The sequence below is a fragment of the Streptomyces nymphaeiformis genome (genome assembly GCF_014203895.1).
In the GTDB taxonomy this organism is placed as follows: Bacteria; Actinomycetota; Actinomycetes; order Streptomycetales; family Streptomycetaceae; genus Streptomyces; species Streptomyces nymphaeiformis.
The window spans coordinates 668,037-692,962 of record NZ_JACHJY010000001.1 but is presented as its reverse complement, the minus strand read 5'-3'; the positions used below and the strand labels follow the sequence as shown (position 1 = coordinate 692,962).

The following is a 24,926-nucleotide window of genomic DNA, read 5'->3' as shown; positions in this document are numbered from 1 at the left end:
TAATAGTACGTATGTATGGGTGTCCTCAGTTCCCTCGGTGCATGAAATTCAGGTAACTCGACGGCATCCGTCACACCGTTCCGGTATCGGTGGTGCCCCCGCGTTGTCCGCGGGTCGGGCGGGAGGGCAGGATTGCGGTCATGACGCACGCGATGCTGAAGGGCTCCAACGTCCCTCTCGACACCGCGGCCGTACGGGCCGTGCTCCGCTGGACCCCGGGCCCCGGGGTCCCCGACGTGGATGCCTCCGCCCTGCTCCTCGGGCCGTCCGGGCGCGTGCGGTCCGACGAGGACTTCGTCTTCTACAACCAGCCGCGCCACCCCTCGGGCCTGGTGCGGCGGCTGCCGAAGAAGCGGGTCGCCGAGGGCCTGACGGACACCGTGGAGGCCGATCTCGCCGGGCTCGACGTGTCCGTCGACCGGGTGGTGATCGCGGCCTCCTCCGACGGCGGCACCTTCCGGTCCGTCTCCGACCTGCGGATCCTGCTGTACGACGCGGTGGCCGGGGCGGAGCGCAAGCCGCTGGCCCTGTTCGACGTGACGGCGGAGACCGGCGAGGAGACGGCGGTCATCTGCGGCGAGCTGTACCGGCGCGGGGACGGCTGGAAGTTCCGCGCGGTGGGTCAGGGCTACCCGACGGGTCTCGTCGGCCTCGCCACGGACTTCGGCATCTCGGTCGACGAGGACGCCGCAGCGGCGCAGGACGCCGCCCAGGACGCACAGGGCCCGGTCTTCCCCGAGGCCGGGGCGGTCACCGGTTCTCCCGCCACCGGCTCCCACGACCCCGACCTCGACCGGACCGTGGTCCACACCCCGGTGCCGCCGCAGCCGACCGTGCCGCCCATGCCGGACCGCGCGCCCGCCTACGGCTACCCGCAGCAGCCGGTGAACGCGCCCGCCCCGGCGTACGGCTACCCCCAGCAGCCCGTGAACGCCCCGGCCCCCTCGTACGGCTACCCGCAGCCGGTGGCCGCCGCCGAGCAGAACCCGGCGCCGGAGTTCCGCATGCCGCCGATGGGGCCCCAGTTCATCCAGCAGTGACGCCGGGGGCCGGGGCAGGGCTCACGCCTTCGTCTTGTAGCCGCGGCCCCACTGGAGTCCCCAGCCGTACAGCCGGTCCAGTTCGGCCTGGAAGCCGTACACGAACCGGACCTCGCGGCGGACGGTCAGCTCGCCCTTGACGTTCTCCATGGAGAAGACGGCGCAGGAGCGGGCCTGCGGGGCGCGCTCGTCGAGCTCGATCTCGATCCGGGGGCCGTTGCTCGGGTAGAGCGTGACCTTGGCGTGCGTACGGTCGAAGGCCGGCGTCTGGTCGTAGATGTACGCGAAGAACAGCAGCCGCTTGAAGTCGTCCCGGTGGTCCAGGTTGACGAAGATCGTCTCGCCCGAGGAGCCGCCGAAGCGGTCGTCTCCGCTCAGCTTCACGTACGGGGCGGCGTTCAGGTCGCCGAAGAAGCCGCCGAGCGGCTGCACGACCCCCTTGCTGCCGTCGGCGAGCTCGTAGAGGCAGCCCAGGTCGAGGTCGACGTTGACCATGCCCTGGGTGTGGGCCTGGACGACCTCGGGCTTGAAGAGCTGCGCGGGGTTCCGCAGCAGCCGTCCGCTCTGGCGGGAGCGGCCCTCGATGTCGGAGGTGCGCATCCGCCAGGAGAGGTTCACCCGGAGGTTGCCGGTGGCGGCGCCCTGCTGCGTGAGCGAGACGGTCGGGCGCCGTTTCGTCAGATCGATCGCGTTCGACGCGGCGCTGCCCGAGTCGAACTGCGCCGCCCTCCCCGGAAACAGGTTGTCCCAGAAGGCCATGTCGCCTTCACCCCCCACTGGTCGTCAACACCGCGGCCGTCGGCGCCGCGCACATGCCTGCGGGGCGGCCGGATGCACCGGCCGCCCCGCAATGAAGCATTCCTCGCTGCCGGGGGTGTCACACCCCGGACGGCACCTCGGTCTTGTCGTTCGCGGAGCCGCCCTCGGCCGCCGCGAGCCGCTTGTTGCGGCGGACGGAGGACCAGAAGGACCAGCCGATGAGCGCGACGCCGATGCCGCCGGTGACGATCTCGGGGATCTCGTACTGGATGGTGATCATGAGGACCACGGCCAGGGCGCCGATCGCGTAGTGGGCGCCGTGCTCCAGGTAGACGTAGTCGTCGAGGGTGCCCTGGCGGACCAGGTAGACCGTCAGCGAACGGACGTACATGGCGCCGACGCCCAGGCCGAGCGCCATCAGGACGATGTCGTTGGTGATGGCGAAGGCGCCGATGACACCGTCGAAGGAGAAGGAGGCGTCGAGGACCTCGAGGTAGAGGAACATGAAGAAGGCGGCCTTGCCGGCGAGCTGGACGACGCTGACCTTCTTGCCCGTGCGCTTGGCCTCTTCCTCGGCCTCCTGCTCGGCTTCCTCTTCCTCCTCCAGCTTGTTCTCGAAGTAGCCGGAGAGACCGCCGACGACGAGGTACGTGATGAGGCCGGCGATGCCGGAGATCAGGACCGTCTGCGCCTTGTCGACGTGCGCGCCGCCGTGCTGGTGGGCGTGGGTCGCGAAGGTCATCGAGGTGATGAGCAGGACGACGAGGGCGATGCAGACCGACAGCATGTCGACCTTGCCGAGCTTGGCCAGCGGGCGCTCGATCCAGCGCAGCCACTGGATGTCGCGCTCCTCGAAGATGAAGTCGAGGAAGATCATCAGCAGGAACATGCCACCGAAGGCCGCGATCGACGGGTGCGCGTCGGTGACCAGCTGCTGATAGCGGTCGGCGTCGTTCAGCGCGAGATCGACGGCTTCGATGGGGCCGATCTTCGCGCTGATCGCGACGATCACGACGGGGAAGACGAGGCGCATGCCGAAGACGGCGATGATGACGCCGATCGTGAGGAAGATCTTCTGCCAGAAGGCATTCATCTTCTTCAGGATTCCGGCGTTGACCACCGCGTTGTCGAACGACAGGGAGATCTCGAGGACGCAGAGGATCGCGACGATCCCGAACGCCTCCCACCCCCCGTAGAGCACCGCCACGGCCAGGCCGATCACAGTGATCGCGAACGACCAGCCGAAGGTTTTCAGAATCACTGTCTACCCCATCGTGAAATTACAGGCTTTACGAAACGTTGACCCCGAAGTCTAGAGCGATGCCCCGAAGCCCGGACGCGTACCCCTGTCCCACCGCACGGAACTTCCATTCGCCGTTGTAGCGGTAGAGCTCGCCGAAGATCATCGCGGTCTCGGTGGAGGCGTCCTCCGAGAGGTCGTAGCGGGCGAGCTCCTGGCCGTCGAGCTGGTTGACGACGCGGATGAAGGCGTTGCTGACCTGGCCGAAGCTCTGACCGCGGTTGTCGGCGTCGTGGATCGACACCGGGAAGACGATCTTGTCGCAGTGGGCCGGCACCTTGGTGAGGTCCACGATGAGGGACTCGTCGTCCCCGTCACCCTCGCCGGTGAGGTTGTCGCCGGTGTGTTCGACGGAGCCCTCGGGGCTGCGGAGCTGGTTGTAGAAGACGAAGTACTCGTCCCCGAGCACCCGGCCGGCCTGGCACAGCAGGGCGCTGGCGTCGAGGTCGAAGGGGGCTCCGGTGGTGGAGCGCGCGTCCCAGCCGAGCCCCACGAGGACCTGGGTCAGGTTGGGTGCGGCTTTGGAGAGGGAGACGTTGCCTCCCTTGGCGAGCGTGACGCCCATGATTCGGTTCCTCCCCGGTGGCGATGAGGCACGTCCGGCGCCGCACGGGAGGTGCGGCGCCGGACGGTTCGAACGGTTCGACTCAGACGTTGACGCCGAAGTCCTGCGCGATGCCGCGCAGACCCGAGGCGTACCCCTGGCCGACGGCGCGGAACTTCCACTCCGCACCGTGGCGGTACAGCTCGCCGAAGACCATGGCGGTCTCGGTCGAGGCGTCCTCGGAGAGGTCGTACCGGGCGATCTCGGCGCCGCCGGCCTGGTTCACGACGCGGATGAACGCGTTGCGCACCTGGCCGAAGGACTGCTGGCGGTTCTCGGCGTCGTAGATCGAGACCGGGAAGACGATCTTGGCCACGTCGGCCGGCACGCCGGCCAGGTTGACCTTGACCTGCTCGTCGTCGCCCTCGCCCTCACCGGTGAGGTTGTCACCGGTGTGCTCGACCGAGCCGTCGGCGCTCTTCAGGTTGTTGAAGAAGACGAAGTCCTGGTCGTTGCGGACCTTGCCGGCCTCGCTCACCAGGATGGCGCTGGCGTCGAGGTCGAAGTCCGTACCGGTGGTGGTGCGGACGTCCCAGCCCAGACCGACGGTCACGGCGGTGAGGCCAGGGGCCTCCTTGGTCAGCGAGACGTTGCCGCCCTTGCTGAGGCTGACTCCCACGAGTCCCTCCATAGGTTTCCAGGGGCAGCGCCCCCAGTCGTGCGTTGGCATCGGATCAACGACTGGATCCTAGTGACGGGTTCCCGGTCGAAACAGTCGATTCGCCCGGTGATTCCGAGGGTGTCGGCCCCGTTTCGCTCCCAAGGCGCTCAGAGGGCGTCGAGGGCCTTGAGGTAGTCGCCGAGGTCACGGGCGTCCGACAGGGCGTTCACGACGGTCCAGCGGACGATGCCCTCCTTGTCGATGACGAAGGTGCCGCGGACCGCGCAGCCCTTCTCCTCGTCGAAGACGCCGTACGCCCGGGAGACCTCGCCGTGCGGCCAGAAGTCGGAGAGCAGCGGGAACTCCAGGTCCTCCTGGTCGCCGAAGACGCGGAGGGTGTGGATGGAGTCGTTGGAGACGGCGAGGAGCCGGGTGTCGTCGTTGACGAACGCCGGCAGGTTGTCGCGCAGCTCGCGGAGTTCGCCGGTGCAGACGCCGGTGAAGGCGAACGGGTAGAAGAGCAGCACCACGTTCTGCTCGCCGCGGAAGTCGGAGAGCCGCACGGTCCGGCCGTGGTTGTCCTTGAGCTCGAACTCCGGGGCCTTGGTGCCGACCTCGATCGCCATCGCGTACGCGTCCCTTCCGACGGAGCCCGGGCCTCGGCCGTGTCGCCTTGGGCCGTATCGCCTTGGGCCGTATCGGTGAACCCGGGTGGATCCCACCCTACGGCCTGCGCACGAAAGCCCCCGCCGGGGGACCGGCGGGGGCTTCTCGCAGCGTGGTGATCAGCGCTTGGGGGCGGCCAGGCGGGTGCCCGACCAGTCCTTGGCGACGCTGATGCTCTTGGTCTGGGAGAGACCCGCTGTCTGCGCGGCATCGTTGATGTCGGACGGCTCGATGTAACCGTCGCGGCCGGTCTTCGGGGTCAGCAGCCAGATGTTGCCGCCGTCCTCCAGAAGACCGATGGAGTCCACCAGGGCGTCGGTGAGGTCGCCGTCCTCGTCACGGAACCAGAGCACGACGGCGTCGGCGACGTCGTCGTAGTCCTCGTCCACGAGGTCCTGTCCGATCACGGACTCGATGCCTTCACGGAGATCCTGGTCGACGTCGTCGTCGTAGCCGATCTCCTGGACCACCTGTCCGGGCTCGAACCCCAGCCTCGCTGCCGGGTTGGTCCGCTCCTCCGCGTGGTCCGCGGTCGCGCTCACGGCTTGCCTCCTGCTCATTCGGAAAATGCTGTGGGCCACGCGTATGCGCGCGGCGCTGGCCGTAGTCCACACGTGCCGGGGCGGATCGCGCAAGTACCCGGCCGCCGAGACCGCCGAAACGGTGACGTTTGGGGCCGTCTCGCCGCAACTTCCGGCACCGCCGGTCCCTCCTCCGTGATCAGGCACACATGGTTCGTCCCGGTTTACGGACTTCTGCGGTTTCAGTCTGCCGAACGCCCGGACGAAACGCATGCGCGGGTTGAGCGTAAGGTTGCGATTTGACCGCACCAGACCGCTACCCGACCGCACCCGGACCGCCGGAGACACCCGAAAGACAGGCCCCGAGACAGGCCCTGGGCACCCCCCGGGGGTTACCCCCCGGTAAATGTGACGTCTGGCGTCGGCGGGGTACACGATGGACATCCCGACCACTCCGTGGCCCCGTGGGCACCACCGAACAGCGAAGGAAGAGCGTGGCTCCCGGATCCGATCGCAACCCGATCATCATTGGCGGCCTTCCCAGCCAGGTCCCGGATTTCGACCCGGAAGAGACCCAGGAATGGCTCGACTCCCTCGACGCGGCCGTCGACGAGCGGGGCCGTGAGCGGGCCCGCTACCTCATGCTCCGCCTGATCGAGCGGGCCCGCGAGAAGCGCGTGGCCGTGCCCGAGATGCGCAGCACGGACTACGTCAACACCATCGCCACCAGGGACGAGCCGTTCTTCCCCGGCAACGAGGAGATCGAGCGCAAGGTCCTCAACGCCACCCGGTGGAACGCGGCCGTGATGGTCTCGCGCGCCCAGCGCCCGGGCATCGGCGTCGGCGGTCACATCGCGACCTTCGCCTCCTCCGCCTCCCTGTACGACGTCGGCTTCAACCACTTCTTCCGCGGCAAGGACGAGGGCGACGGCGGCGACCAGATCTTCTTCCAGGGGCACGCCTCCCCCGGCATCTACGCCCGCGCGTACCTCCTCGACCGGCTGAACGAGACCCAGCTCGACGCCTTCCGCCAGGAGAGGTCGAAGTTCCCGAACGGTCTTTCGTCGTACCCGCACCCGCGGCTGATGCCGGACTTCTGGGAGTTCCCGACCGTGTCGATGGGCCTCGGCCCGCTCGGCGCGATCTACCAGGCGCGGATGAACCGGTACATGGAGGCGCGCGGCATCGCCGACACCTCCGCGTCGCACGTCTGGGCGTTCCTCGGCGACGGCGAGATGGACGAGGTCGAGTCGCTCGGCCAGCTGTCCATCGCCGCCCGCGAGGGTCTGGACAACCTCACCTTCGTCGTCAACTGCAACCTCCAGCGGCTCGACGGCCCGGTCCGCGGCAACGGCAAGATCATCCAGGAGCTGGAGTCGATCTTCCGGGGCAACGGCTGGAACGTCATCAAGCTGATCTGGGACCGCTCCTGGGACCCGCTGCTCGCGCAGGACCGCGACGGCATCCTGGTCAACAAGCTGAACACCACCCCGGACGGCCAGTTCCAGACGTACGCCACGGAGACCGGCGGCTACATCCGGGACCACTTCTTCGGCGACGACCACCGGCTGCGGGCCATGGTCGAGGGCATGACGGACCAGCAGGTCCTGCACCTCGGCCGCGGCGGCCACGACCACAAGAAGATCTACGCGGCCTACGCGGCGGCGAAGGCCCACGCGGGCCAGCCGACCGTGATCCTCGCCCAGACCGTCAAGGGCTGGACGCTGGGCCCGAACTTCGAGGGCCGCAACGCGACCCACCAGATGAAGAAGCTGACGGTCGACGACCTCAAGCGCTTCCGCGACCGGCTGCACATCCCGGTGACGGACCGGCAGCTGGAGGACGGCCTCCCGCCGTACTACCACCCGGGCCGGAACTCCGAGGAGATCCAGTACATGCACGACCGCCGCAAGGCGCTGGGCGGGTACGTCCCGACCCGGGTCGTGCGGGCGAAGCCGCTGCCCCTCCCCGACGACAAGACCTACGCCGCCGCCAAGAAGGGCTCCGGTCAGCAGTCGATCGCCACCACGATGGCCTTCGTCCGCATCCTGAAGGACCTCATGCGGGACAAGGAGATCGGCAAGCGCTTCGTGCTGATCGCCCCCGACGAGTACCGCACCTTCGGCATGGACGCGTTCTTCCCGAGCGCCAAGATCTACAACCCGCTGGGCCAGCAGTACGAGGCGGTGGACCGCGAACTCCTCCTCGCGTACAAGGAGTCGCCGACCGGCCAGATGCTGCACGACGGCATCTCCGAGGCCGGCTGCACGGCCTCGCTGATCGCCGCCGGCTCCGCGTACGCCACGCACGGCGAGCCGCTGATCCCGGTGTACGTCTTCTACTCGATGTTCGGCTTCCAGCGGACCGGCGACCAGTTCTGGCAGATGTCCGACCAGCTGGCCCGCGGCTTCGTGCTCGGCGCCACCGCCGGCCGGACGACGCTGACCGGCGAGGGCCTCCAGCACGCGGACGGCCACTCCCACCTCCTCGCCTCCACCAACCCGGCCTGCATCGCCTACGACCCGGCGTACGGCTTCGAGATCGCGCACATCGTCAAGGACGGTCTGCGGCGGATGTACGGCCCCGAGTCCGAGGACGTCTTCTACTACCTGACGGTCTACAACGAGCCGATCCAGCACCCGGCCGAGCCCGAGAACGTGGACGTCGACGGCATCCTCCAGGGCATCCACCGCCTGAAGGCCGGCGAGGCGGGCACGATCCCGGCGCAGATCATGGCCTCGGGCGTCGCCGTGCCGTGGGCGATCGAGGCGCAGCGGATCCTCGCCGAGGAGTGGAACGTCAAGGCCGACGTCTGGTCCGCGACCTCCTGGACCGAGCTGCGCCGCGAGGCCGTGGCCGTCGAGGAGCACAACCTGCTCCACCCGGACGAGGAGCAGCGCGTCCCGTACGTGACGCGCAAGCTCCAGGGCGCCCAGGGCCCGTTCGTCGCGGTCTCGGACTGGATGCGGTCGGTGCCGGACCAGATCTCCCGCTGGGTGCCCGGACGGTACACCTCGCTGGGCGCGGACGGCTTCGGCTTCGCGGACACGCGCGGTGCGGCCCGCCGCTACTTCCACATCGACGCGCAGTCGATCGTGCTCGCCGTGCTGACCGAGCTCGCCCGCGAGGGCAAGGTCGAGCGCTCGGCCCTGAAGCAGGCCGTGGACCGCTACCAGCTGCTCGACGTGGCGGCCGCCGACCCGGGCGCGGCGGGCGGCGACGCCTGACACCACCTGCCGGCACCTGCCGACACCTGCCGGCAGCCGGTGGTCGCCTCGGTGGCACCCGTGGCTCGTTTGGGCTGGTGAGGGCGGTGGGACTCGGTCCCGCCGCCCTTCGGCATTCCTTACGATGCCGGTCATGCCCGTCAAGAAGGTTCGCTGGGAAGAGCGCACCCAGACACCGCTCCTTGTGCTCGCCGTCGCGTTCGGCATCGCCTACGCGGTGCCGATCGTGGCTCCCGGCGCCGATCCGTGGGTGCACCGGCTGTGCACCCACGTCGAGTGGACCGTCTGGGGCGCCTTCGCCCTCGACTACCTCGTCCGTCTCGCGCTCGCCCCGGACCGCCGGTGCTTCGTGCGCGGCCATCTGCTCGACCTGCTCGCGGTGATACTGCCGATGGTGCAGCCGCTGCGGCTGCTGCGGGTCGTCTCCACGCTCCTCCTCGTGGGCCGGCGGGCCCGGATGGCCCCGCAGATAACGCTCACCACGTATGTGGCGGGAGCGGTGGTCGGGCTGATGATGTTCGGCTCGCTGGCCGTGCTGCACGTGGAGCGGGACGCCCCGAACGGCAACATCAAGACGCTCGGGGACGCGGTGTGGTGGTCGTTCACCACGATGACCACCGTCGGCTACGGCGACCACGCCCCGACCACGGGTCTCGGCCGGGTCCTCGCGGTGGGCCTGATGCTCTCCGGCATCGCCCTGCTCGGTGTCGTCACGGCGAACATCGCGGCCTGGTTCATCTCCCGCTTCGACCGGGACGACGCCGTGGAGCGCCGGCAGACGGAGCTCCTGGAGGCGCTCACCCTGGAGGTCCGGGAGCTCCGCGCCGAGGTGGCCCGGCTCTCCGCCCCTCCGGGACCGAGCGAACCCCAGGAGGTCCCCTCGCCTACCGCTCCCACAGCTTGAACGCTCTGACCTCGTAGGCCGTCTGCGGCACCCAGGTCCCCCGCCCCGGGTACGTCTCGAACTCCCCCGTCTCCGCGCACTCGGCCGACTGGTACGTGGTGACCGGTCGGCCCGTGCGGTTCGCGAGGGACTGGGCCGAGGTGCCCGGCGGCAGGGCGACGCAGCTGTCGATGTCGGTCGTCGCCAGCTCGTGCGTCCACGGCCTGCCCTTGAAGTCGGACTTGGGCCAGAGGCAGAGCCGCCCCGGCCCACAAGCGCCGAGCACGGTCCCGGACGGCGCGACGGCCGGTGCGGCTGTCGCCGCTACCGAGGAGGCCGAGGCCGCCGGGGACGCCGGTGCCGCCGTCAGGGCGGTCAGGAGGAGGGCCGTGATGGCCGTACCGGTGAGGACTTTCTTCTTGTCCATGCTGATGAACCCCCGTTTCGTCACTCTCTGTAATCACGAGAATGGCGGAGGGCTCCCGGCAAGGGAAGAGGGGCCGCCCCCGTTCATGCGAACGGGTGACGGCCCCCTACGGGAACCCTGACGGCCCTGACGGCCCTGACGGGCGATCTGTCAGATGTGGCCGCCCATGCCTCCGGCCTCCGCGTTCTCACCGCGCTTGGTGAGCGTGGCGACCAGGGCGGCGACGACCGCGACGCCGCCGGCGACGGTGAAGGCCAGGCCCATGCCGTCGAGGAAGGTGTCGTGGATGACCCCGGTGATCTGCTGGAAGAGACCGGGGGTCATCCCCGGCGCGTGGGCCAGCTCCGGCGGCGCCATGCCGAACTCGGCGGCCTGCTCGAGGCGCGGGTCGGCCGGGACCGGGATGCCGGCCTCCTTCCAGTTCCCCGCGAAGGAGTCGGCGACCTTCGAGGACATGACGGCGCCGAGCACCGCCGTGCCGAGCGCGCCGCCGACCTGCATGGCGGCCTGCTGCAGACCGCCGGCCACGCCGGACAGCTCAAGGGGCGCGTTGCCGACGATGACCTCGGTCGCGCCGACCATGACCGGGGCGAGGCCCAGGCCGAGAAGGGCGAACCAGAGGGACATGGTGAGCGTGCTGGTGCCGCTGGTGAGCGTGATCATGCCGAACATCGCGACGGCCGTGCAGACCATGCCGCCGACGAGCGGCACGCGCGGCCCGAACTTGGTGATCAGCGCGCCGGCCAGCGGCGAGGAGACGATCATCATCGCGGTCAGCGGCAGCAGGCGCAGACCGGCGTCGACCGGGCCGAGCCCCTTCACGCCCTGGAGGTAGAAGGTCACGAAGAAGAGGCCGCCCATGAAGGCGAAGGCCATCAGGACCATGAGGACCACGCCGGCCGAGAGCGGCACGGAACGGAACATGGCCAGCGGGATCAGCGGCTCCTTGACCTTGGTCTCCCAGAAGGCGAAGACCGCGAACAGGAACAGCGCGCCGATCAGGCAGCCCCAGGTCTTGCCGCTGGACCAGCCCCAGGACTCGCCGGCCTTGATGAGGCTCCAGACGAGGGAGGCCATGGCGCCGGAGAGCAGCAGGATGCCGAGGAGGTCGAAGGAGCGCGGCGCGTTCTCGGCGCGGTGGTCCTTGAGGATGAGCAGGCCGAGGACGAGCGCGACGACGCCCACCGGCACGTTGATGAAGAAGACGGACTGCCAGCTGACGTGCTCCACGAGGAAGCCGCCGAGGATCGGGCCGCCGGCCGTGGACGCGCCGATGACCATGCCCCAGATGCCGATCGCCATGTTCAGCTTCTCGGCGGGGAAGGTGGCGCGCAGCAGGCCGAGCGCGGCCGGCATCAGCAGGGCGCCGAAGAGGCCCTGCAGGACGCGGAACGCGATCACGGCGCCGATGGAGTGCGACAGGCCGATCGCGCCGGAGGCACCGGCGAAGCCCGCGATGCCGATGAGGAAGGTCTGCCGGTGGCCGAAGCGGTCGCCGAGCTTGCCGGCGGTGATCAGGGCGACGGCGAGCGCGAGCAGGTAGCCGTTGGTGATCCACTGGACCTGGGCGAGGGTGGCGCCGAGGTCGTCCTTGATGGCGGGGTTGGCGATGGCGACGATCGTGCCGTCGAGCGCGACCATCATCACGCCCACTGCGACGCCGAAGAGGGTCAGCCACGGGTGGCCGCGCAGTCCCTTCGCCGGGACCGGTACGGGTTCCCGGGTGTCCCCCTGACCCTGCGGGGCCTTTTCCACGGTGGTCTGACTAGTCATGGAACGAGGCTAATGACAGCGACTGACAATTGACAAAGCGATTCATGCGTCGGTAACTGTCACGTAGCTCACAGGTACGCTGAGCAGGACGAAATGCCGGAAAAGAGGACCCCGACGTGACCGTGCCCGTGTCCGCGCCCGTGCCTGCGCCCGTGCCTGCGCCCGTGCCCGGACTGCGCGAGCGGAAGAAGCAGCGCACGCGCGACGCGCTGATCCGGGTCGCCCTGGAGCTCTTCACCCGCCACGGTTACGAGGCGACCACCGTCGACGAGATCGTCGACGCCGTGGAGGTCTCCCAGCGCACCTTCTTCCGGTACTTCTCCTCCAAGGAGGAGGCCGTCTTCGCCGTCCAGCAGATGACCGAGGAGCGTTTCGTGCACGCCCTCGGGCAGCGGCCCCCGGACGAGGCCCCGATCGACGCGATGCGCAACGCCGTCCTGAGCGCCTGGGACACCATCGGCGAGGCGATCGAAGAGGTCATCCCCGTCGACCTGCACCTGCGCACGTACCGCATGATCGAGTCGACGCCCGCGCTGCTCGCCGTCCATCTGCGCCGCTCCACCGAGATGGAGGAGACCATCGCCCGGATCATCGCCGCGCGCGAGGGCCTCGACGTCGACGAGGACCCGCGCCCCCGGATCGCGGTGGCCGCGTTCAGCGGGGTGATGCGGGTGACCGGGCAGATGTGGGGCCGGGGTACGGACGGCAGCCTGGAGGCCATCCGCGCGCTCACCGAGCAGTACCTCGACCAACTCGGCCCCGCGCTCGCGCCGCGCTGGCGGGACTGACGGAGGCGGGACCGACCGAGGCGAGGCCGGCGGAAGCGGGGCCGACCGAGGCGGGACCAGCGGAAGCGGGGCCGACCGAGGCGAGGCCTACGGAAGCCGGGCCGACGGAGGCCGGGCCGACCCAGGCGAGGCCTGCGGAGGCGACGCTCGTACCCCGGGTACGGGGCCCACCTGGTCGAGAGCAGTGCGCCGGGCCCCGTAGGGTGGCCGCCCGTGACCTCCGTCGACGCCTCGCCCGCCTTCGTCGCCACGCGCGCGCTCCTCGCGCTCGCCGTCGTGTTCGTGCTCCTCTCGATCACCGGGTGGACCACCATCCGCCACCGGCCCGAGCCGTGGCCCTCCCGCGAGTCCGCGCTCGCCGCCTGGGCGAAGGACCGGATCGACCACCGCCCGCTGCCCGACCCGGACGCCCCGGCCCGTACCATCGCCGCGTTCTTCGCCCGGCTCGGCCCGGCGGGCGGCGCACGGCTCGCCGCCCGGCACCCGCTCGTCGTCGGCAACCTCAACGGCGCCCCGGTCTCCCTGCGCTACCGCGCCAACCGGTTCACCCTCGCGCACGCGTACGCCGCCGAGCGGGGCAGGGTCGACGACGCCAGGCTCTCCCCCGAGGGCCGGCACGAGGCCCGGCGGCGCGTCGACCGCTTCGCCTCCCTGATGCGGCCCGGCCGGCAGGTCCTCGCCTTCGACCCGACCGGTTCGGGGCGGGCCGCCGAGGTCCTCGGGGACCTGGAGCACGCCCGGCGCGTCTCGGTGATCGTGCCCGGCGTCGACACCAACCTGCTCACCTTCCAGAAGACCAACGGCCGGTACGGCGCCCCCGCCGGCATGGCCGAGGCCCTCTACGCGGCCGAGCGGCGGACCTCGCCACGCGCGCGCGTGGCGGTGATCGCCTGGGCCGACTACACCGCGCCCGTCGGGATCGGCGTCGACGCGGTGACCGGCCGGCTGGCCGCGGAGGGCGCCGTACGCCTGATAGGGCTCACCGATTCGCTGCCCCCACGCGCGCGCGTGGCGCTCTTCTGCCACAGCTACGGCTCCGTGCTCTGCGGGGTCGCCGCGCCCCGGCTGCCCGCCCGGGTGACCGACCTCGCCGTGGCCGGAAGCCCCGGCATGCGGGTCGATCGGGCCGCCGACCTCGACAGCCACGCGCGCGTGTGGGCCATGCGGGACGCCGACGACTGGATAGCGGACGTGCCGCACCTGGAGGTCGGCGGGGTCGGGCACGGCGCGGACCCGGTCGCGCCCGAGTTCGGCGCGAGACTGCTCTCCGCGCGCGGGGCGCTCGGCCACAGCGGCTATTTCGCGCCGGGTACGCAGAGCCTCGGCAACTTCGCCGCGATAGGCGTCGGGGCCTACCCGCGACTGGTCTGCGCACGTGCCGACAGCGCTTGCCACGACGGAATATCCGGCACGGAAGGGCCCTGACGCGCGTAGATCACGTAATTTCGGGACCTTTCACAGGGGCGACGCAAGGGCACACGCCGCTTACGATGAGGCGCATGGGTGATGTGCTGGCCGGAATTCATGCCACCTGGGAGCTCGAGAGCGACGCCCTCGTCATCCGCTTCGACCGGGGGATCCGCACGCCGAAGCTGTTCAGCGCGCTGCGTGAGAGACGCGTACCGCACGAGGCGCTGGCGTCGGTGACGCTCACGCCCGGCAAGCGGGGCACCGTCGTGCTGCACGCCGTGCCGAGGCCGGGCGCCGATCCGCTGATGGAGGCGGCCGCGGGGCAGCTCAAGGAGGGCAGCGATCCGTACCGCCTGGTGCTCCCGGCGGAACGCGAGACGCTCGCCGAGCAGTACCGGGACGAGCTGCGGGCGCTCCTCGCGTCGCGCCCGGGGGCCGCGGGGGCCTCCGGGTACGGGGCGGACGGGGCGGACGACGGGAGCTCGGGGGGCTTCGCGCCCGCCGAGCGGTTCCTGGTGGCGCCGCCGCCCGGGCCGCAGTCCTTCAAGGCGTACGACGGGAGGGCCAGCTTCGACGGGACCTCCGAGGTCGCCTTCCGCTGGTCCTGGACGGGGGCGTCCTCCGAGAAGTGGAAGGCCGGCGACCAGGTCTTTCCCGTACGGGACCTCTGCGGGGTCGAGTGGCGCTCGCCGGACGGCGTCGACGGGTACCTGCGGCTCGTGCCGCGGGGCGGCGGGTCCCGGGACTTCCAGCCCGACGAGGACCCGGCGTGCGTCGTCTTCGGCCGGTACGGGCCGGTGTACGAGTCCCTCACGTTCGCGGCGGCGGTCCTCGCGGCGGTACGGGGCAGGGACCGCGCGCCCGTGCCCGCGGGGGTGCGGGGTGCGGAGAGGCGGGATCCGGGGGCGGTGGCTGAAAGGATTCGGCACCTGGGGGAGCTGCATCGGGCGGGGCTGGTCACGGATGCGGAGTTCTCGGCGAAGAAGGCGGAGCTCCTGGCGGAGCTTTGAGGGTGCGGGTCACTCGCGGTGCGGGGCCGCGCCTTCGCCGGGCGGTGCCCCTGCGCGTGCCGGGCCCCTAGCGGCGCCTCCGCGTCCCGCGCCCTGGCCCGCACCCCGTTGTGCGCCGTCACTCGCGGTGCGGGTTCAGGCTCGGGAGCCTCTGGCGCCGGCAAAGCGCGGGTCCGTTGTGCCCACCCTCCCCCAAGCTCTCGGCTTCGCTCGAGCAGGGGGGACCCCCCTCGCCCCAGCGGAACGATTGCCCACAACGGGGCGCGGAAGCGCCGCCCACAACGGGGGTGGGCACCGCCCCGGCGGAACGCATGCCCACAACGGGGGTGTCATACCCCGGTATCAGCCCCTCGGTATGACGCCCCGGTGTAAAGGCGCTGCCTAGGCTGGGGGGCGTCATGGGTATCGCATCGCGGCACGAGCCGTCCATCGTTCATCCCCCCGTCGTTCGTCGCTTCGCGCGGGTGCGTGAGGCGTTTCAGGGGGTGGGGGTCGCGCTCACCACGCCCGCCACGCCGGGGGCGCCGTTGCTCGCGGGGGCCGCGAAGCGGTGGGTGCGGCTGTTGCCGTACGCCGTCGCCTTCGCGTTCGTCGGCGCGCTCCTGCCCTCCACGATCGTCCTGCTCATCAACGACTACGGCGTCAACGGCGCCCTCGCCGGGGCCGTCGGCACCGCGCAGACGCTGCCGCTGCTGCTCGCCGTCGCCCGGCCCCTCCAGGCCTGGTGGATCGTGTTCGCCGCCGACGTGCTCGGCGCGCTCGTGCTGCTCTCGGGGGACGGGACCCGCGCGGAGTACTGGCCCTGGCCCCCGCCCGTCCTCGTCGGCTACTGCGCCCTCATGGTCGCGCTCGGGCTTCGCGAGTCCCGTCGGGCGCTGTTCGGGGTGTGGCTGGCGACCGGCGTGGCCGGTTACGTCCTGGAGGCCTTCCGGCCCGCCGGGTTCACCAGCATCCACACCCTCCTGCTCGTGCTCAGCGGTGTGCTGCTGCTCCTCACCTCGGCGGTCCGCGCCCGCGGTGACGCCCAGCGCCGCCTCGCCGAGCAGGAGACCATCAGCGAGGCCGAGCGGGCACACCGGACCCTCCTCGAGGAGCGGGCCAGGATCGCGCGCGAGCTGCACGACGTCGTCGCCCACCACATGTCCGTGATCACCGTGCAGGCGGACTCGGCCCCGTACCGCATCCCCGAACTCCCCGACGCGGCCCGCGAGGAGTTCACCTCGATCGCGGCGAGCGCGCGCGAGTCGCTGGCCGAGATGCGCCGGCTGCTCTCCGTCCTCCGCAGCGACGGCAGCGAGGGCGAGCGGGCCCCGCAGCCGGGCCTCGACCGGGTCCAGCAGCTCGTCGAGGCGACCGTACGCGCGGGCGTGCCGGCCGAGCTGCGGCTCGCCGCCGACCTCGGCGAGGTGCCGCAGGCGGTGGACCTGTCCGCGTACCGGATCGTGCAGGAGGCCCTGGCCAACGTCGTGCGCCACGCGCCCGGGGCCTCGACCCGCGTGTCGGTCCGGGCCGAGGACGGGTGGCTGACGGTCCTCGTCGTCAACGGGCCGTCCCTGGAGGAGCGTTCCTCCGTCGAGCGCGGCGTTCCCGGCACCGGGCACGGGCTCGTCGGCATGCGGGAGCGCGTACGGTTGACCGGCGGCTCGCTGGACACCGGGCCGCTGCCGGACGGCGGCTTCCGGGTCGCGGCCAGGCTTCCCCTGCGTACGAAGGACACCGAGTGACCATCCGCGTGATCATCGTCGACGACCAGGCCATGGTGCGGGCCGGTTTCGCCGCGCTGCTCTCCGCGCAGCCCGACATCGACGTGGTCGGCGAGGCACCGGACGGACGACAGGGCGTGGAGGTGGCGCGCTCGGCGCACCCGGACGTGGTCCTCATGGACGTGCGGATGCCGGAGCTGGACGGGCTCGCCGCCGCCCGGGAGATCCTGCACCCGCCCGTCGGCGTCACGCACCGGCCGAAGGTGCTGATGCTGACCACCTTCGACGTCGACGACTACGTGTACGAGGCGCTGCGCGCGGGCGCGTCGGGCTTCCTCCTCAAGGACGCGCCGCCGGCCGATCTCATCGCGGCCGTACGGGTGGTGGCGGCCGGCGAGGCCCTCCTCGCGCCGTCCGTGACCCGCCGCCTCATCGCCGACTTCGCGGCCTCGCGCCCCGCGCCCCGCCGGGACGCCACGGCGCTGCGCCTGAACGGACTCACCCCGCGCGAGACGGAGGTCCTCGAACTGATCGCCCGCGGCCTGTCCAACCAGGAGATCGCGGAGAGCCTGGTCCTCGCCGAGCAGACGGTGAAGACCCACATCGGCCGCGTCCTCGCCAAGCTGGACCTGCGCGACCGGGCGCAGGCGGTCGTCTTCGCCTACGAGTCGGGCCTGGTGACCCCCGGCACCAGCTGACACCCGGGGGAAAACCCCACCCCTCCCCTGGTGTTGGCTGCTCCTCCACCCCCTACCCCGGTATCAGACGGGAGTTGGCTCCTCGGTGTGACGTCCCGCCGCCCCTCGTCTTCCTACCTTCCTCTCGCCAACGACACGAGCGAGGGAGGGCGGGCCGATGCGCCGCTTCACGAGGACCCTGATCACCGCCGCGGCGGTGACCGGCGTGATCGCCGGGACGGCCGGCTGGGCGTCCGGGAGCACCCAGGAGGCCGTGACCGGGGTCCCGGTCGGGACTGCGGGGTGGCGGGCCGCGGGGCTGCCCGACCCGGAGCGGATGGGGCCGGCCGAGGTCGCGCGGTTCTTCGCCGGGCTGAGTCCCGTACGACGGGAAGAGCTGGCCCGGACGCACCCGACGGTCGTCGGGAACCTCGACGGGGCGCCCCTGGAGCTGCGGTACGAGGCCAACGCCCGCTCCACGCGCGGGGAGTTCGGCGGGGCCCGGGTCCTGGCCCACGATCCGCGCGGCCGGGGGCAGGTGGCCCTGGTCTACGGGGACCTGGCGCGGGCCGAGCACGTGGCCGTGATCGTGCCCGGCTCCGACGTCGACGCGGACCACGTGAAGCCGCTCGCCGACATGGCGAGCGAGCTGCGCCGGGCGACCGGCGGGCGTACGGCCGTGATCGCCTGGGCCGGGTACACCACCCCGGTCGGCGTCGGCCTGGACGCGGCCACCGGCCGGCTCGCCGAGGCGGGGGCGGACCGGCTGACCCGGTTCACGGACGGGCTCGCGGCCGTGGGCGCGGCCGAGCCGTCCCTCTTCTGCCACAGCTACGGCTCGGTGGTCTGCGGCCTCGCCGCCCACGACCTGAAGGCCAAGGACCTGGTGGTCTTCGGCTCCCCCGGGATGCGTGCCGAGAACGTCTCCGAGCTGGGGACCTCCGCCCGCGTCTGGGCGGCGAAGGATCCCACGGACTGGATCGACCGGGTGCCGAACGTCGAGTTCGGCGGCCTCGGGCACGGCGCCGACCCCACCGACCCGGCCTTCGGGGCGCGCCGGATCCCGGCCGAGGACGCCAGCGGGCACGGCGGCTACTTCGCGCCCGGCACCTCCTCCCTCCGTACGTTCGCCGCGATCGCCGAGGGGGACGTCCGATGAAGACCCTGGTCCGGAAGATCGAGGCCTCCACGCCCGCCCACCGCGACCGGGCGATCGACGGGCTCCGCGCCCTCGCCCTGCTCGCCGTGCCGACCGGGCACTGGCTGCTCGGCGGCTTCACGCTCTCCTCCGACGGCGCGATCCACAACGCGAGCCCGCTCGGCACCTTCTCCGGTCTCGCGCCGGTCAGCTGGGTCCTGCAGATGCTGGGGATCTTCTTCCTCGTCGGCGGGTACGCGTCGGTCCTCTCGTACCGGCGTCACACGGGCTCCACGCGCGCGTGGCTCGGCGGCCGGCTCGCCCGGCTCGGGCGTCCGGTGCTCGGGGTCACCGCCGTGTGGGCGGCGCTGCTGCCCGTGCTGCACTTCGGTCTCGGGGTGCCCGTGGACACGCTGCGGACGGCGTCCACGCTGGTGATCCAGCCACTGTGGTTCGTCGGGGTGTACACGGTGGTCACCGCGCTGACCCCGCTGTGCGTGCGGGCGGCCCGCCGCCTCGGGGTCTGGGCCGCGGCGCCGCTGCTCGGCTCGGTCGCCGTCGTCGACTTCCTGCGGTACGGGCCGTACGCCGACGCCGTGCCGTCCTGGCTGAGCCTCCTGAACATCCTGCCCGGCTGGCTGTTCGCGTATCAGCTCGGCGTCTCGTGGGGCGAGGGCCGGGTCGGCCGGCGCCACGCGTGGGGGCTGCTGCTCGGCGGCGCAGCGCTGTTCGCCGTGCTCCTGCTGGTCTTCGGCTACCCGGCGTCGATGGTCGGCGTCCCCGGCGAGGCCCGCACCAACTCGCACCCGCCGTCGCTGCTGGTCCTCGCCCTCGCCGCCGCGCAGAGCGGTGCGGCGATCCTGCTCCGGGACCGGCTCGGCGCGCTCCTGAGGCGGCCCGCGCTGTGGGCGCCGGTCGTCGTGGTCAACCTGTCCGCGATGACGATCCTGTGCTGGCACCAGACGGCGATGCTGACCGCCGCGATCCCCGCCTCGTACGTCGGCGAGGTCGCGGGTCTGGTGGGCGCGCCGGACTCGGTCGGCTGGATCCTCGCCCGTCTGGCCTGGATGCCGGTCTTCGCCGGCCTGCTCGTCCTGATCGGCCGGTACGCGCGCGTCTTCGAGTCCCCGTGGGCGAAGACCGGCCCGGCCCGCCGCGCCCTGGCGGGTGTCTTCGCGGCGGGTTTCGCGGTCTTCGCCCTGGGGCTCGCGTGAGTCGCTCAGACCTCGCGGCCCACCGACGTGAAGCGCATGTCCGGGTAGCGGTCGCCCGCCACCAGGCCGGCGATCGGCTCCAGTTCGGCGAGTTCGGCGGCGGTGAGGGTGATGCGGGTGGCGGCGGCGTTCTCCAGGAGGCGGGAGCGCTTGCGGGTGCCGGGGATGGGGACGACCGTCAGGCCGTGCACGGCGGCGCGCTGCTGCACCCAGGCGAGGGCGATCTGGGCCGGGGTCGCGCCGTGGGCGGCGGCGATCTTCCGGACCGGGTCGAGGAGGGCGGCGTTCCGCTCGGCGTTCTCGCCGGTGAACCGGGGCTGGTACTGGCGGAAGTCGCCGCCCGGCAGCTCCTTGCCGGCGTCGGCGAACGCCCCGGTCAGGAAGCCCCGGCCGAGCGGCGAGTACGGCACGAAGGTCACGCCGAGCTCGGCGGCGGCGCCGACGGCGCTGCGCTCGACGTCCCGGGAGAAGAGCGACCACTCCGACTGGAGGGCGGTGATCGGGTGCACGGCGTGCGCCTCGCGCAGTTCGGGCCCGGTGACCTCGCTCAGGCCCAGGAAGCGGACCTTGCCCTCCTGGACCAGCTCGGCCATGGCGCCGACGGACTCGGCGAAGGGGACCTCCGGGTCGCGGCGGTGCATGTAGTAGAGGTCGATGGTCTCGATGCCGAGGCGGCGCAGGCTGTCCTCGGCGGCCTTCTTGACGTACGCCGGGTCGTTGCGGACGCCGCGGTACGTGGGGTCGTCGGCGCGGCGCTCTATGGCGAACTTGGTGGCGAGGGTGACCTCGTCGCGGTGGGCGGCGAGGAACGGGGCGAGGAACTCCTCGTTGGCGCCGCTGCCGTAGATGTCGGCCGTGTCGATCAGGGTGACGCCGGCCTCCAGGGCCGCGTCGAGGGTGTCGCGGGCGGCGGCCTCGTCGGTGTCGCCGTAGAACTCGCTGATGCCCATGGCTCCGAAGCCCTGGACGCCGACCTCCGGTCCGTCCTGGCCGCCGAGACGCACGCTGTCGATCCTGGTCACGCTGGTCATGAAGATGTTCCTCCGCTTGCGGTCCCGTAATGGCCGATCTTGATGTCGAGCACGGCGAGCGTGTCCTGGAGCTCGGTGATGCGGGTGAGGACGTCGCGCCGGGTGGCCTCCAGGAGCTCCCGCCGCTCGTCCCGGGTGTGGTCGCCCTCGCGCATCAGCTCGGCGTACCTGACCATGTCGGCGACCGGCATCCCGGTCAGCCGCAGCTTGCCGACGAAGGTCAGCCAGTGCAGGTCCCGCTCGGTGAAGCGGCGCTGTCCCGTGTGCGATCGGTCGACCTGCGGCAGCAGTCCGATCCGCTCGTACCAGCGCAGGGTGTGCGCGGTGAGTCCGGTCAGGGCGGCCACCTCGCTGATGGTGTAACGGTCCTTCCCCGTAAGTCCTGTCGTGCTCGCGATGCTCTCGGTCACGCTCATGGGCCCCACGCTAAAACGTTCGAGTGCACTCGAAGCAAGTAGGCTCGGGTCCATGCACAGCAGCTTGCCGAGCCTGGCGTCGATCGAGAACTGGCCCGTCCCCACCGCGGCCGCCGCCGTCGTCCGCGCGGACGGCACCCTGGCCGGGTCCCACGGCCCCACCGGGCAGCGCTTCCCGCTCGCCTCCGTCACCAAGCCGCTCGCGGCGTACGCCGTGCTCGTCGCGTACGAGGAGGGGGCGATCGACCTCGACGAGCCGGCCGGGCCCGAGGGCTCGACCGTCCGCCACCTCCTCGCCCACACCTCGGGGCTCGCCTTCGACGAGAACCGGGTCATGGCCGCGCCGGGCACCCGCCGGATCTACTCCAACACCGGCTTCGAGGCCCTCGGCGACCACGTCGCCAAGGCGACCGACATCCCCTTCGCCGAGTACCTGCACCAGGCGGTCCTGGAGCCCCTCGGCATGGCGTCGACGACCCTGGAGGGCTCGCCCGCGAAGGACGGCGTGTCGACCGTCGACGACCTCGTGCGGTTCGCCGCCGAGGTGCAGGCGCCGCGGCTGCTCGACGCGCGGACCGTCCTGGACGCGATGACCGTCACGTACCCCGGTCTGACCGGCATCCTGCCCGGCTACGGGCACCAGAAGCCGAACGACTGGGGGCTCGGCTTCGAGATCCGCGACGGCAAGTCCCCGCACTGGACGGGCGCGAGCTCCTCGCCGCGCACCTTCGGGCACTTCGGGCAGGCCGGCACCTTCCTGTGGATCGATCCGGACGCCGGGTGGGCGGGCGGGAACAGCACAGGGGCGGCGTGCGTGGCCCTGACCGACCGGCCCTTCGGGGCGTGGGCGGTGGAGGCGTGGCCGCCGTTCACGGACGCGGTGCTCGCGGACCTGCGGGCGCGCTGACGTTCGCTAGGTGTCGCAGCGGGTCGCCGGGAGCGGGCCGTCGGTGCCCATGAGGCTCACGTCTACCCTGCCTCCGCCGTCCTGGGCGTACGCGGTCGTGCAGACCAGCTGCTGGACGGCCGCGTCCGACAGGTCCCCGACGGGGAACGGCAGCCGGAGCCGGACGCTGTGACGGCCCTCCGGGGTCAGGCCCTTGAGCACCTCGGCGTGCGGCGCCTCCGGGGGCGCGGGCAGGTCCGTGGTCAGGCCCGCCGCGGTGTCGGCGACTGCCGGGCCCGCGATCAGCGCGGCGAGCACCTTGTCGGTGGTGATCCGGGCGCCGGGGGTGCCGTGCCCGGTCCCGGAGCCCAGTCCCCTGGACTTCAGGTCCTGGGCCCACTCGGAGTCGCCCGCGGCGAACGTCGAGTCGGGGAACGGCGGTGCGACGTCGCGGACCACCGGGGTCGGTCGGCCCCCGGGCCCGAGGAAGTACAGCACCATGCGGAACTCGGGCGCCGGGACGACGGCGACGGTCGCGGCGCCGCCCGCCTCGACGACGTCGCTCTTCTGGATGCCGCAGGCGGCGAGCAGGACGGTGCCGAGCAAGGCGACGACGGCCGCCGTCCCACGCCTCACAGCGGCATCCGTACGGTGAAGACCGCGCCGCCCGCCGGGTGGTTGGCGGCGAGGACCGTGCCGCCGTGGAGGCGGACGTTCTCCAGGGTGATCGCCAGGCCGAGGCCGCTGCCCGCCGAGCGGGTCCTGGCCTGGTCCGCCTTGTAGAAGCGGTCGAAGACGTGCGGCAGGACGTCCGGGTGGATGCCCGGCCCCCGGTCGGCGACCTCCGTCACCAGCTCGTCCCCCTCCGCGTACAGCCTGACCGTCACCGGCGCCGCCCCGTGCCGCAGCGCGTTGCCGACGAGGTTGGCGACGACGACGTCGAAACGGCGCGGGTCGAGCCGCGCCCTGATCCCCTCCTCAAGGTACGGCACGACCTGCTCGGGGTCCGTCCAGTGCCGGTGCTGGAGGGTCTTGCGGACGCAGTCGGCGGCGTCGACCTCGTCGGTGTGGAGCTCGGCCGCCCGCGCGTCGAAGCGGGAGATCTCCATCAGGTCCTCGACGAGCACGGCGAGCTTCCCCGTCTCGGCGCTGATGAGCCGGACGGCGCGGGCGGTGTCGCTGTCGAGGCTCCCGGCGTCCTCGTCGAGGACCTCGGTGACCGCGAGCATCCCGGCGAGCGGGGTGCGCAGCTCGTGCGAGACGTCGGAGGCGAAGCGGCGGGCGCGGGCCTCGGCGTTGCGGAGTTCCGCGACGGAACGTTCCAGCTCGGCGGCGGACTCGTTGAACGTGCGGGCGAGGTCGGCGAGTTCGTCGCTGCCCTTCGCGTGGATGCGGGTGTCGAGCCGGCCCCGGCCCATGCTGTGGGCGGCGTGCCGCAGTTCGCGTACGGGGCGGAGCACGCCGCGCGAGGCGATGAGCGCGGGGATCAGGGCCACGGCGAGGGCCGGGAGGGCGCCGTCGCGGGCGGCGCTCACCATGGCCTCGATGTTGGCCTCCTCGTCGTCGAGCTCCATGACGGCGTAGAAGACGAGGCCGGTGGGCTGGGCCGTCCCCTCGGTCACGTGGGTGCGGAACACGGCGGGGACGGCCATCGTCAGGTACGGCGTGCCGTTCTTCACGACCCGCTGGAAGCTGCCGTGCGGGGTCGACTGCCGGGCCTGCGCGCGGGCCCGCAGCTCGGGGGTGATGACGGAGGAGGTGGGGCGGTCGGTGGAGGAGACGCGGACGGTCCCGTACTCGGCGTAGACCCGCCAGGGGCGCGGCTTGCCCTGGCGGGCGATGGAGAGGACCACCGACCGCAGGTTGTCGGTGTCGACGGGCAGGCTGATGACCAGCGGGTCGACCTGGTCGCGGAAGGCGGAGACGGCGGTGTCCTGGGTCTGCTCCAGGATGGCGTTGCGGGCGGCGCGGTAGGTGAGCGCGGCGGTGGTGCCGCAGCCGACGGCCGCGACGAGGAGGAAGGCGAGGACGAGGCGGGTGCGCAGGCCGAAGGGGTGCAGGCGGGGGCCTCGGGCCCTGCGGCTCCTCGACGGCGGTCCGGCGTCCGGCTCCGTGCCCGGCTCCGGGCTCACGCAGGCCTTCACAGCGGGCCGAAGCGGTAGCCGAAGCCCCGCAGGGTCTGGATGTACCGGGGTTCGCCCGGAGTGTCCTCGATCTTGTTCCGCAGCCGGCGGACGCAGGCGTCCACGAGCCGGGCGTCCCCGTGGTAGCTGTGCTCCCAGACGTGTTCGAGGAGCTGCTGCCGGCTGAAGACCTGCTCGGGTGCGGCCGTGAGGTGCAGCAGGAGCTTCAGCTCGGAGGGGGCGAGGGCGAGGCGCTCGCCCGCCTTGGCGACGGTCAGGCCCGCGCGGTCGATGGCGAGCTCCCCGTGGAACTCGACGGCGGACCGGCCGGTGCCGGGCTCCTCGATGCGCCGCAGCACGGCCCGTATCCGGGCCTCGATGACCTCGGTGCGGGCGGGCTTGACGATGTAGTCGTCGGCGCCGGCCTCCAGGCCGACGACGACGTCGAAGTCGTCTCCCCGCGCGGTCAGCATGATGATCGGGAGCTGGCTGCTCTCGCGGACCCGGCGGCAGACCTGGACGCCGTTCATGCCGGGCAGCATCAGGTCGAGGAGCAGCAGGTCGGGCCGGAACTCGCCGAGCGCGGCGAGCCCCGCCTCGCCGGTGGGGGCGGTGCGGACGTCGTGCCCGCGGCGGCGGAGGCCGAGCTCGACGCCCTCGCGGACGGAGGGGTCGTCTTCTATCAGCAGCACGCGGGGCATGTGTGGAGTATCCCAAGGTCGGGGGCGG

The 24,926-nt window shown here is 71.8% G+C and carries 24 protein-coding genes; 11 read left to right on the top strand and 13 right to left on the bottom strand.

The window, feature by feature from the left end:
- Nucleotides 1–131: 131 nt before the first annotated feature.
- Nucleotides 132–1,040, top strand: coding sequence for a TerD family protein (locus GGE06_RS03030; RefSeq protein WP_184930171.1), 909 nt, complete (start codon nucleotides 132–134; stop codon nucleotides 1,038–1,040).
- Between the two features lie 21 nt (nucleotides 1,041–1,061).
- On the opposite strand, the gene GGE06_RS03025 is transcribed toward GGE06_RS03030, so the two are convergent.
- The 6 genes from GGE06_RS03025 to GGE06_RS03000 form a co-directional block, all read right to left on the bottom strand.
- Nucleotides 1,062–1,799 (bottom strand): TerD family protein, encoded by a 738-nt coding sequence (locus tag GGE06_RS03025; RefSeq protein ID WP_116161206.1) that lies wholly within the window; start codon nucleotides 1,797–1,799, stop codon nucleotides 1,062–1,064.
- A 118-nt stretch (nucleotides 1,800–1,917) separates the two neighbouring features.
- Entirely contained in the window at nucleotides 1,918–3,060 is a 1,143-nt protein-coding gene (locus GGE06_RS03020; RefSeq protein ID WP_116161205.1) for a DUF475 domain-containing protein, read from the bottom strand.
- A gap of 28 nt (nucleotides 3,061–3,088) precedes the next feature.
- Nucleotides 3,089–3,664 (bottom strand): TerD family protein, encoded by a 576-nt coding sequence (locus GGE06_RS03015; protein WP_041129058.1) that lies wholly within the window; start codon nucleotides 3,662–3,664, stop codon nucleotides 3,089–3,091.
- Nucleotides 3,665–3,746: 82 nt separating this feature from the next.
- The gene (locus tag GGE06_RS03010; protein ID WP_030495317.1) at nucleotides 3,747–4,322 is read right to left on the bottom strand and encodes a TerD family protein; all 576 of its coding nucleotides are present in this window, start codon (nucleotides 4,320–4,322) and stop codon (nucleotides 3,747–3,749) included.
- Nucleotides 4,323–4,471: 149 nt separating this feature from the next.
- Complete coding sequence (locus GGE06_RS03005; protein ID WP_116161204.1) at nucleotides 4,472–4,930, bottom strand: peroxiredoxin; 459 nt, start codon at nucleotides 4,928–4,930, stop codon at nucleotides 4,472–4,474.
- Nucleotides 4,931–5,089: 159 nt separating this feature from the next.
- The gene (locus GGE06_RS03000) at nucleotides 5,090–5,512 is read right to left on the bottom strand and encodes a DUF3052 domain-containing protein (protein ID WP_116161203.1); all 423 of its coding nucleotides are present in this window, start codon (nucleotides 5,510–5,512) and stop codon (nucleotides 5,090–5,092) included.
- A 473-nt stretch (nucleotides 5,513–5,985) separates the two neighbouring features.
- On the opposite strand from GGE06_RS03000, the gene aceE reads away from it, so the two are divergent.
- Both aceE and GGE06_RS02990 read left to right on the top strand, forming a co-directional pair.
- The gene (gene aceE / locus GGE06_RS02995; protein ID WP_116161202.1) at nucleotides 5,986–8,718 is read left to right on the top strand and encodes a pyruvate dehydrogenase (acetyl-transferring), homodimeric type; all 2,733 of its coding nucleotides are present in this window, start codon (nucleotides 5,986–5,988) and stop codon (nucleotides 8,716–8,718) included.
- Nucleotides 8,719–8,842: 124 nt separating this feature from the next.
- Nucleotides 8,843–9,622, top strand: a complete 780-nt coding sequence (locus GGE06_RS02990; protein WP_376773492.1) for a potassium channel family protein — start codon at nucleotides 8,843–8,845, stop codon at nucleotides 9,620–9,622.
- Here the strand turns inward: GGE06_RS02990 and GGE06_RS02985 are convergent.
- Entirely contained in the window at nucleotides 9,603–10,028 is a 426-nt protein-coding gene (locus GGE06_RS02985; protein WP_184929952.1) for a peptidase inhibitor family I36 protein, read from the bottom strand. The genes GGE06_RS02990 and GGE06_RS02985 overlap by 20 nt on opposite strands.
- A 150-nt stretch (nucleotides 10,029–10,178) precedes the next feature.
- On the bottom strand, nucleotides 10,179–11,801 hold the full coding sequence (locus GGE06_RS02980; RefSeq protein WP_184929951.1) for an MFS transporter: 1,623 nt from the start codon (nucleotides 11,799–11,801) through the stop codon (nucleotides 10,179–10,181).
- Between the two features lie 116 nt (nucleotides 11,802–11,917).
- On the opposite strand from GGE06_RS02980, the gene GGE06_RS02975 reads away from it, so the two are divergent.
- The 7 genes from GGE06_RS02975 (at nucleotide 11,918) to GGE06_RS02945 (ending at nucleotide 19,741) form a co-directional block, all read left to right on the top strand.
- On the top strand, nucleotides 11,918–12,589 hold the full coding sequence (locus GGE06_RS02975) for a TetR family transcriptional regulator (RefSeq protein ID WP_312883014.1): 672 nt from the start codon (nucleotides 11,918–11,920) through the stop codon (nucleotides 12,587–12,589).
- A 213-nt stretch (nucleotides 12,590–12,802) separates the two neighbouring features.
- The gene (locus GGE06_RS02970) at nucleotides 12,803–14,014 is read left to right on the top strand and encodes an alpha/beta hydrolase (protein ID WP_116161198.1); all 1,212 of its coding nucleotides are present in this window, start codon (nucleotides 12,803–12,805) and stop codon (nucleotides 14,012–14,014) included.
- Nucleotides 14,015–14,088: 74 nt separating this feature from the next.
- A complete protein-coding gene (locus GGE06_RS02965; RefSeq protein WP_184929950.1) occupies nucleotides 14,089–15,009 on the top strand; it encodes a DUF4429 domain-containing protein in 921 nt (306 codons plus the stop codon).
- 398 nt (nucleotides 15,010–15,407) lie between these two features.
- Nucleotides 15,408–16,733: a sensor histidine kinase gene (locus GGE06_RS02960; RefSeq protein WP_116161195.1), complete on the top strand. Its 1,326-nt coding sequence runs from the start codon at nucleotides 15,408–15,410 to the stop codon at nucleotides 16,731–16,733.
- Nucleotides 16,730–17,410: a response regulator gene (locus GGE06_RS02955; RefSeq protein WP_184929949.1), complete on the top strand. Its 681-nt coding sequence runs from the start codon at nucleotides 16,730–16,732 to the stop codon at nucleotides 17,408–17,410. The genes GGE06_RS02960 and GGE06_RS02955 overlap by 4 nt, the downstream gene beginning before the upstream one ends.
- Nucleotides 17,411–17,567: 157 nt before the next feature.
- Nucleotides 17,568–18,548: an alpha/beta hydrolase gene (locus tag GGE06_RS02950; protein WP_184929948.1), complete on the top strand. Its 981-nt coding sequence runs from the start codon at nucleotides 17,568–17,570 to the stop codon at nucleotides 18,546–18,548.
- Nucleotides 18,545–19,741, top strand: coding sequence for an acyltransferase family protein (locus GGE06_RS02945; protein ID WP_184929947.1), 1,197 nt, complete (start codon nucleotides 18,545–18,547; stop codon nucleotides 19,739–19,741). The genes GGE06_RS02950 and GGE06_RS02945 overlap by 4 nt, the downstream gene beginning before the upstream one ends.
- Nucleotides 19,742–19,746: 5 nt before the next feature.
- On the opposite strand, the gene GGE06_RS02940 is transcribed toward GGE06_RS02945, so the two are convergent.
- Both GGE06_RS02940 and GGE06_RS02935 read right to left on the bottom strand, forming a co-directional pair.
- A complete protein-coding gene (locus GGE06_RS02940) occupies nucleotides 19,747–20,772 on the bottom strand; it encodes an aldo/keto reductase (RefSeq protein WP_116161191.1) in 1,026 nt (341 codons plus the stop codon).
- Nucleotides 20,769–21,188: a MerR family transcriptional regulator gene (locus tag GGE06_RS02935; RefSeq protein WP_116161190.1), complete on the bottom strand. Its 420-nt coding sequence runs from the start codon at nucleotides 21,186–21,188 to the stop codon at nucleotides 20,769–20,771. The genes GGE06_RS02940 and GGE06_RS02935 overlap by 4 nt, the downstream gene beginning before the upstream one ends.
- Nucleotides 21,189–21,240: 52 nt before the next feature.
- Between GGE06_RS02935 and GGE06_RS02930 the strand changes: the two genes are divergently transcribed.
- Entirely contained in the window at nucleotides 21,241–22,095 is an 855-nt protein-coding gene (locus GGE06_RS02930; protein ID WP_116161189.1) for a serine hydrolase domain-containing protein, read from the top strand.
- A 6-nt stretch (nucleotides 22,096–22,101) separates the two neighbouring features.
- On the opposite strand, the gene GGE06_RS02925 is transcribed toward GGE06_RS02930, so the two are convergent.
- Genes GGE06_RS02925 through GGE06_RS02915 form a run of 3 tightly spaced genes read right to left on the bottom strand, consistent with a single transcriptional unit; the run spans nucleotide 22,102 to nucleotide 24,898 of the window.
- Nucleotides 22,102–22,710, bottom strand: coding sequence for a hypothetical protein (locus tag GGE06_RS02925; protein WP_116161188.1), 609 nt, complete (start codon nucleotides 22,708–22,710; stop codon nucleotides 22,102–22,104).
- The gene (locus GGE06_RS02920; RefSeq protein ID WP_312883013.1) at nucleotides 22,707–24,206 is read right to left on the bottom strand and encodes an ATP-binding protein; all 1,500 of its coding nucleotides are present in this window, start codon (nucleotides 24,204–24,206) and stop codon (nucleotides 22,707–22,709) included. The genes GGE06_RS02925 and GGE06_RS02920 overlap by 4 nt, the downstream gene beginning before the upstream one ends.
- 8 nt (nucleotides 24,207–24,214) lie before the next feature.
- Nucleotides 24,215–24,898, bottom strand: coding sequence for a response regulator (locus GGE06_RS02915; RefSeq protein ID WP_116161187.1), 684 nt, complete (start codon nucleotides 24,896–24,898; stop codon nucleotides 24,215–24,217).
- Nucleotides 24,899–24,926 lie beyond the last annotated feature (28 nt).

What these genes read in the sequence shown, in the direction of transcription:
- GGE06_RS03025 (WP_116161206.1), bottom strand. Translation starts at nt 1,799, where the DNA reads ATGGCCTTCTGGGACAACCTGTTTCCGGGGAGGGCGGCGCAGTTCGAC.
- GGE06_RS03015 (WP_041129058.1), bottom strand. Translation starts at nt 3,664, where the DNA reads ATGGGCGTCACGCTCGCCAAGGGAGGCAACGTCTCCCTCTCCAAAGCC.
- GGE06_RS03005 (WP_116161204.1), bottom strand. Translation starts at nt 4,930, where the DNA reads ATGGCGATCGAGGTCGGCACCAAGGCCCCGGAGTTCGAGCTCAAGGAC.
- GGE06_RS02990 (WP_376773492.1), top strand. Translation starts at nt 8,843, where the DNA reads ATGCCGGTCATGCCCGTCAAGAAGGTTCGCTGGGAAGAGCGCACCCAG.
- GGE06_RS02985 (WP_184929952.1), bottom strand. Translation starts at nt 10,028, where the DNA reads ATGGACAAGAAGAAAGTCCTCACCGGTACGGCCATCACGGCCCTCCTC.
- GGE06_RS02980 (WP_184929951.1), bottom strand. Translation starts at nt 11,801, where the DNA reads ATGACTAGTCAGACCACCGTGGAAAAGGCCCCGCAGGGTCAGGGGGAC.
- GGE06_RS02965 (WP_184929950.1), top strand. Translation starts at nt 14,089, where the DNA reads ATGGGTGATGTGCTGGCCGGAATTCATGCCACCTGGGAGCTCGAGAGC.
- GGE06_RS02960 (WP_116161195.1), top strand. Translation starts at nt 15,408, where the DNA reads ATGGGTATCGCATCGCGGCACGAGCCGTCCATCGTTCATCCCCCCGTC.
- GGE06_RS02950 (WP_184929948.1), top strand. Translation starts at nt 17,568, where the DNA reads ATGCGCCGCTTCACGAGGACCCTGATCACCGCCGCGGCGGTGACCGGC.
- GGE06_RS02945 (WP_184929947.1), top strand. Translation starts at nt 18,545, where the DNA reads ATGAAGACCCTGGTCCGGAAGATCGAGGCCTCCACGCCCGCCCACCGC.
- GGE06_RS02940 (WP_116161191.1), bottom strand. Translation starts at nt 20,772, where the DNA reads ATGACCAGCGTGACCAGGATCGACAGCGTGCGTCTCGGCGGCCAGGAC.
- GGE06_RS02935 (WP_116161190.1), bottom strand. Translation starts at nt 21,188, where the DNA reads ATGAGCGTGACCGAGAGCATCGCGAGCACGACAGGACTTACGGGGAAG.
- GGE06_RS02930 (WP_116161189.1), top strand. Translation starts at nt 21,241, where the DNA reads ATGCACAGCAGCTTGCCGAGCCTGGCGTCGATCGAGAACTGGCCCGTC.
- GGE06_RS02915 (WP_116161187.1), bottom strand. Translation starts at nt 24,898, where the DNA reads ATGCCCCGCGTGCTGCTGATAGAAGACGACCCCTCCGTCCGCGAGGGC.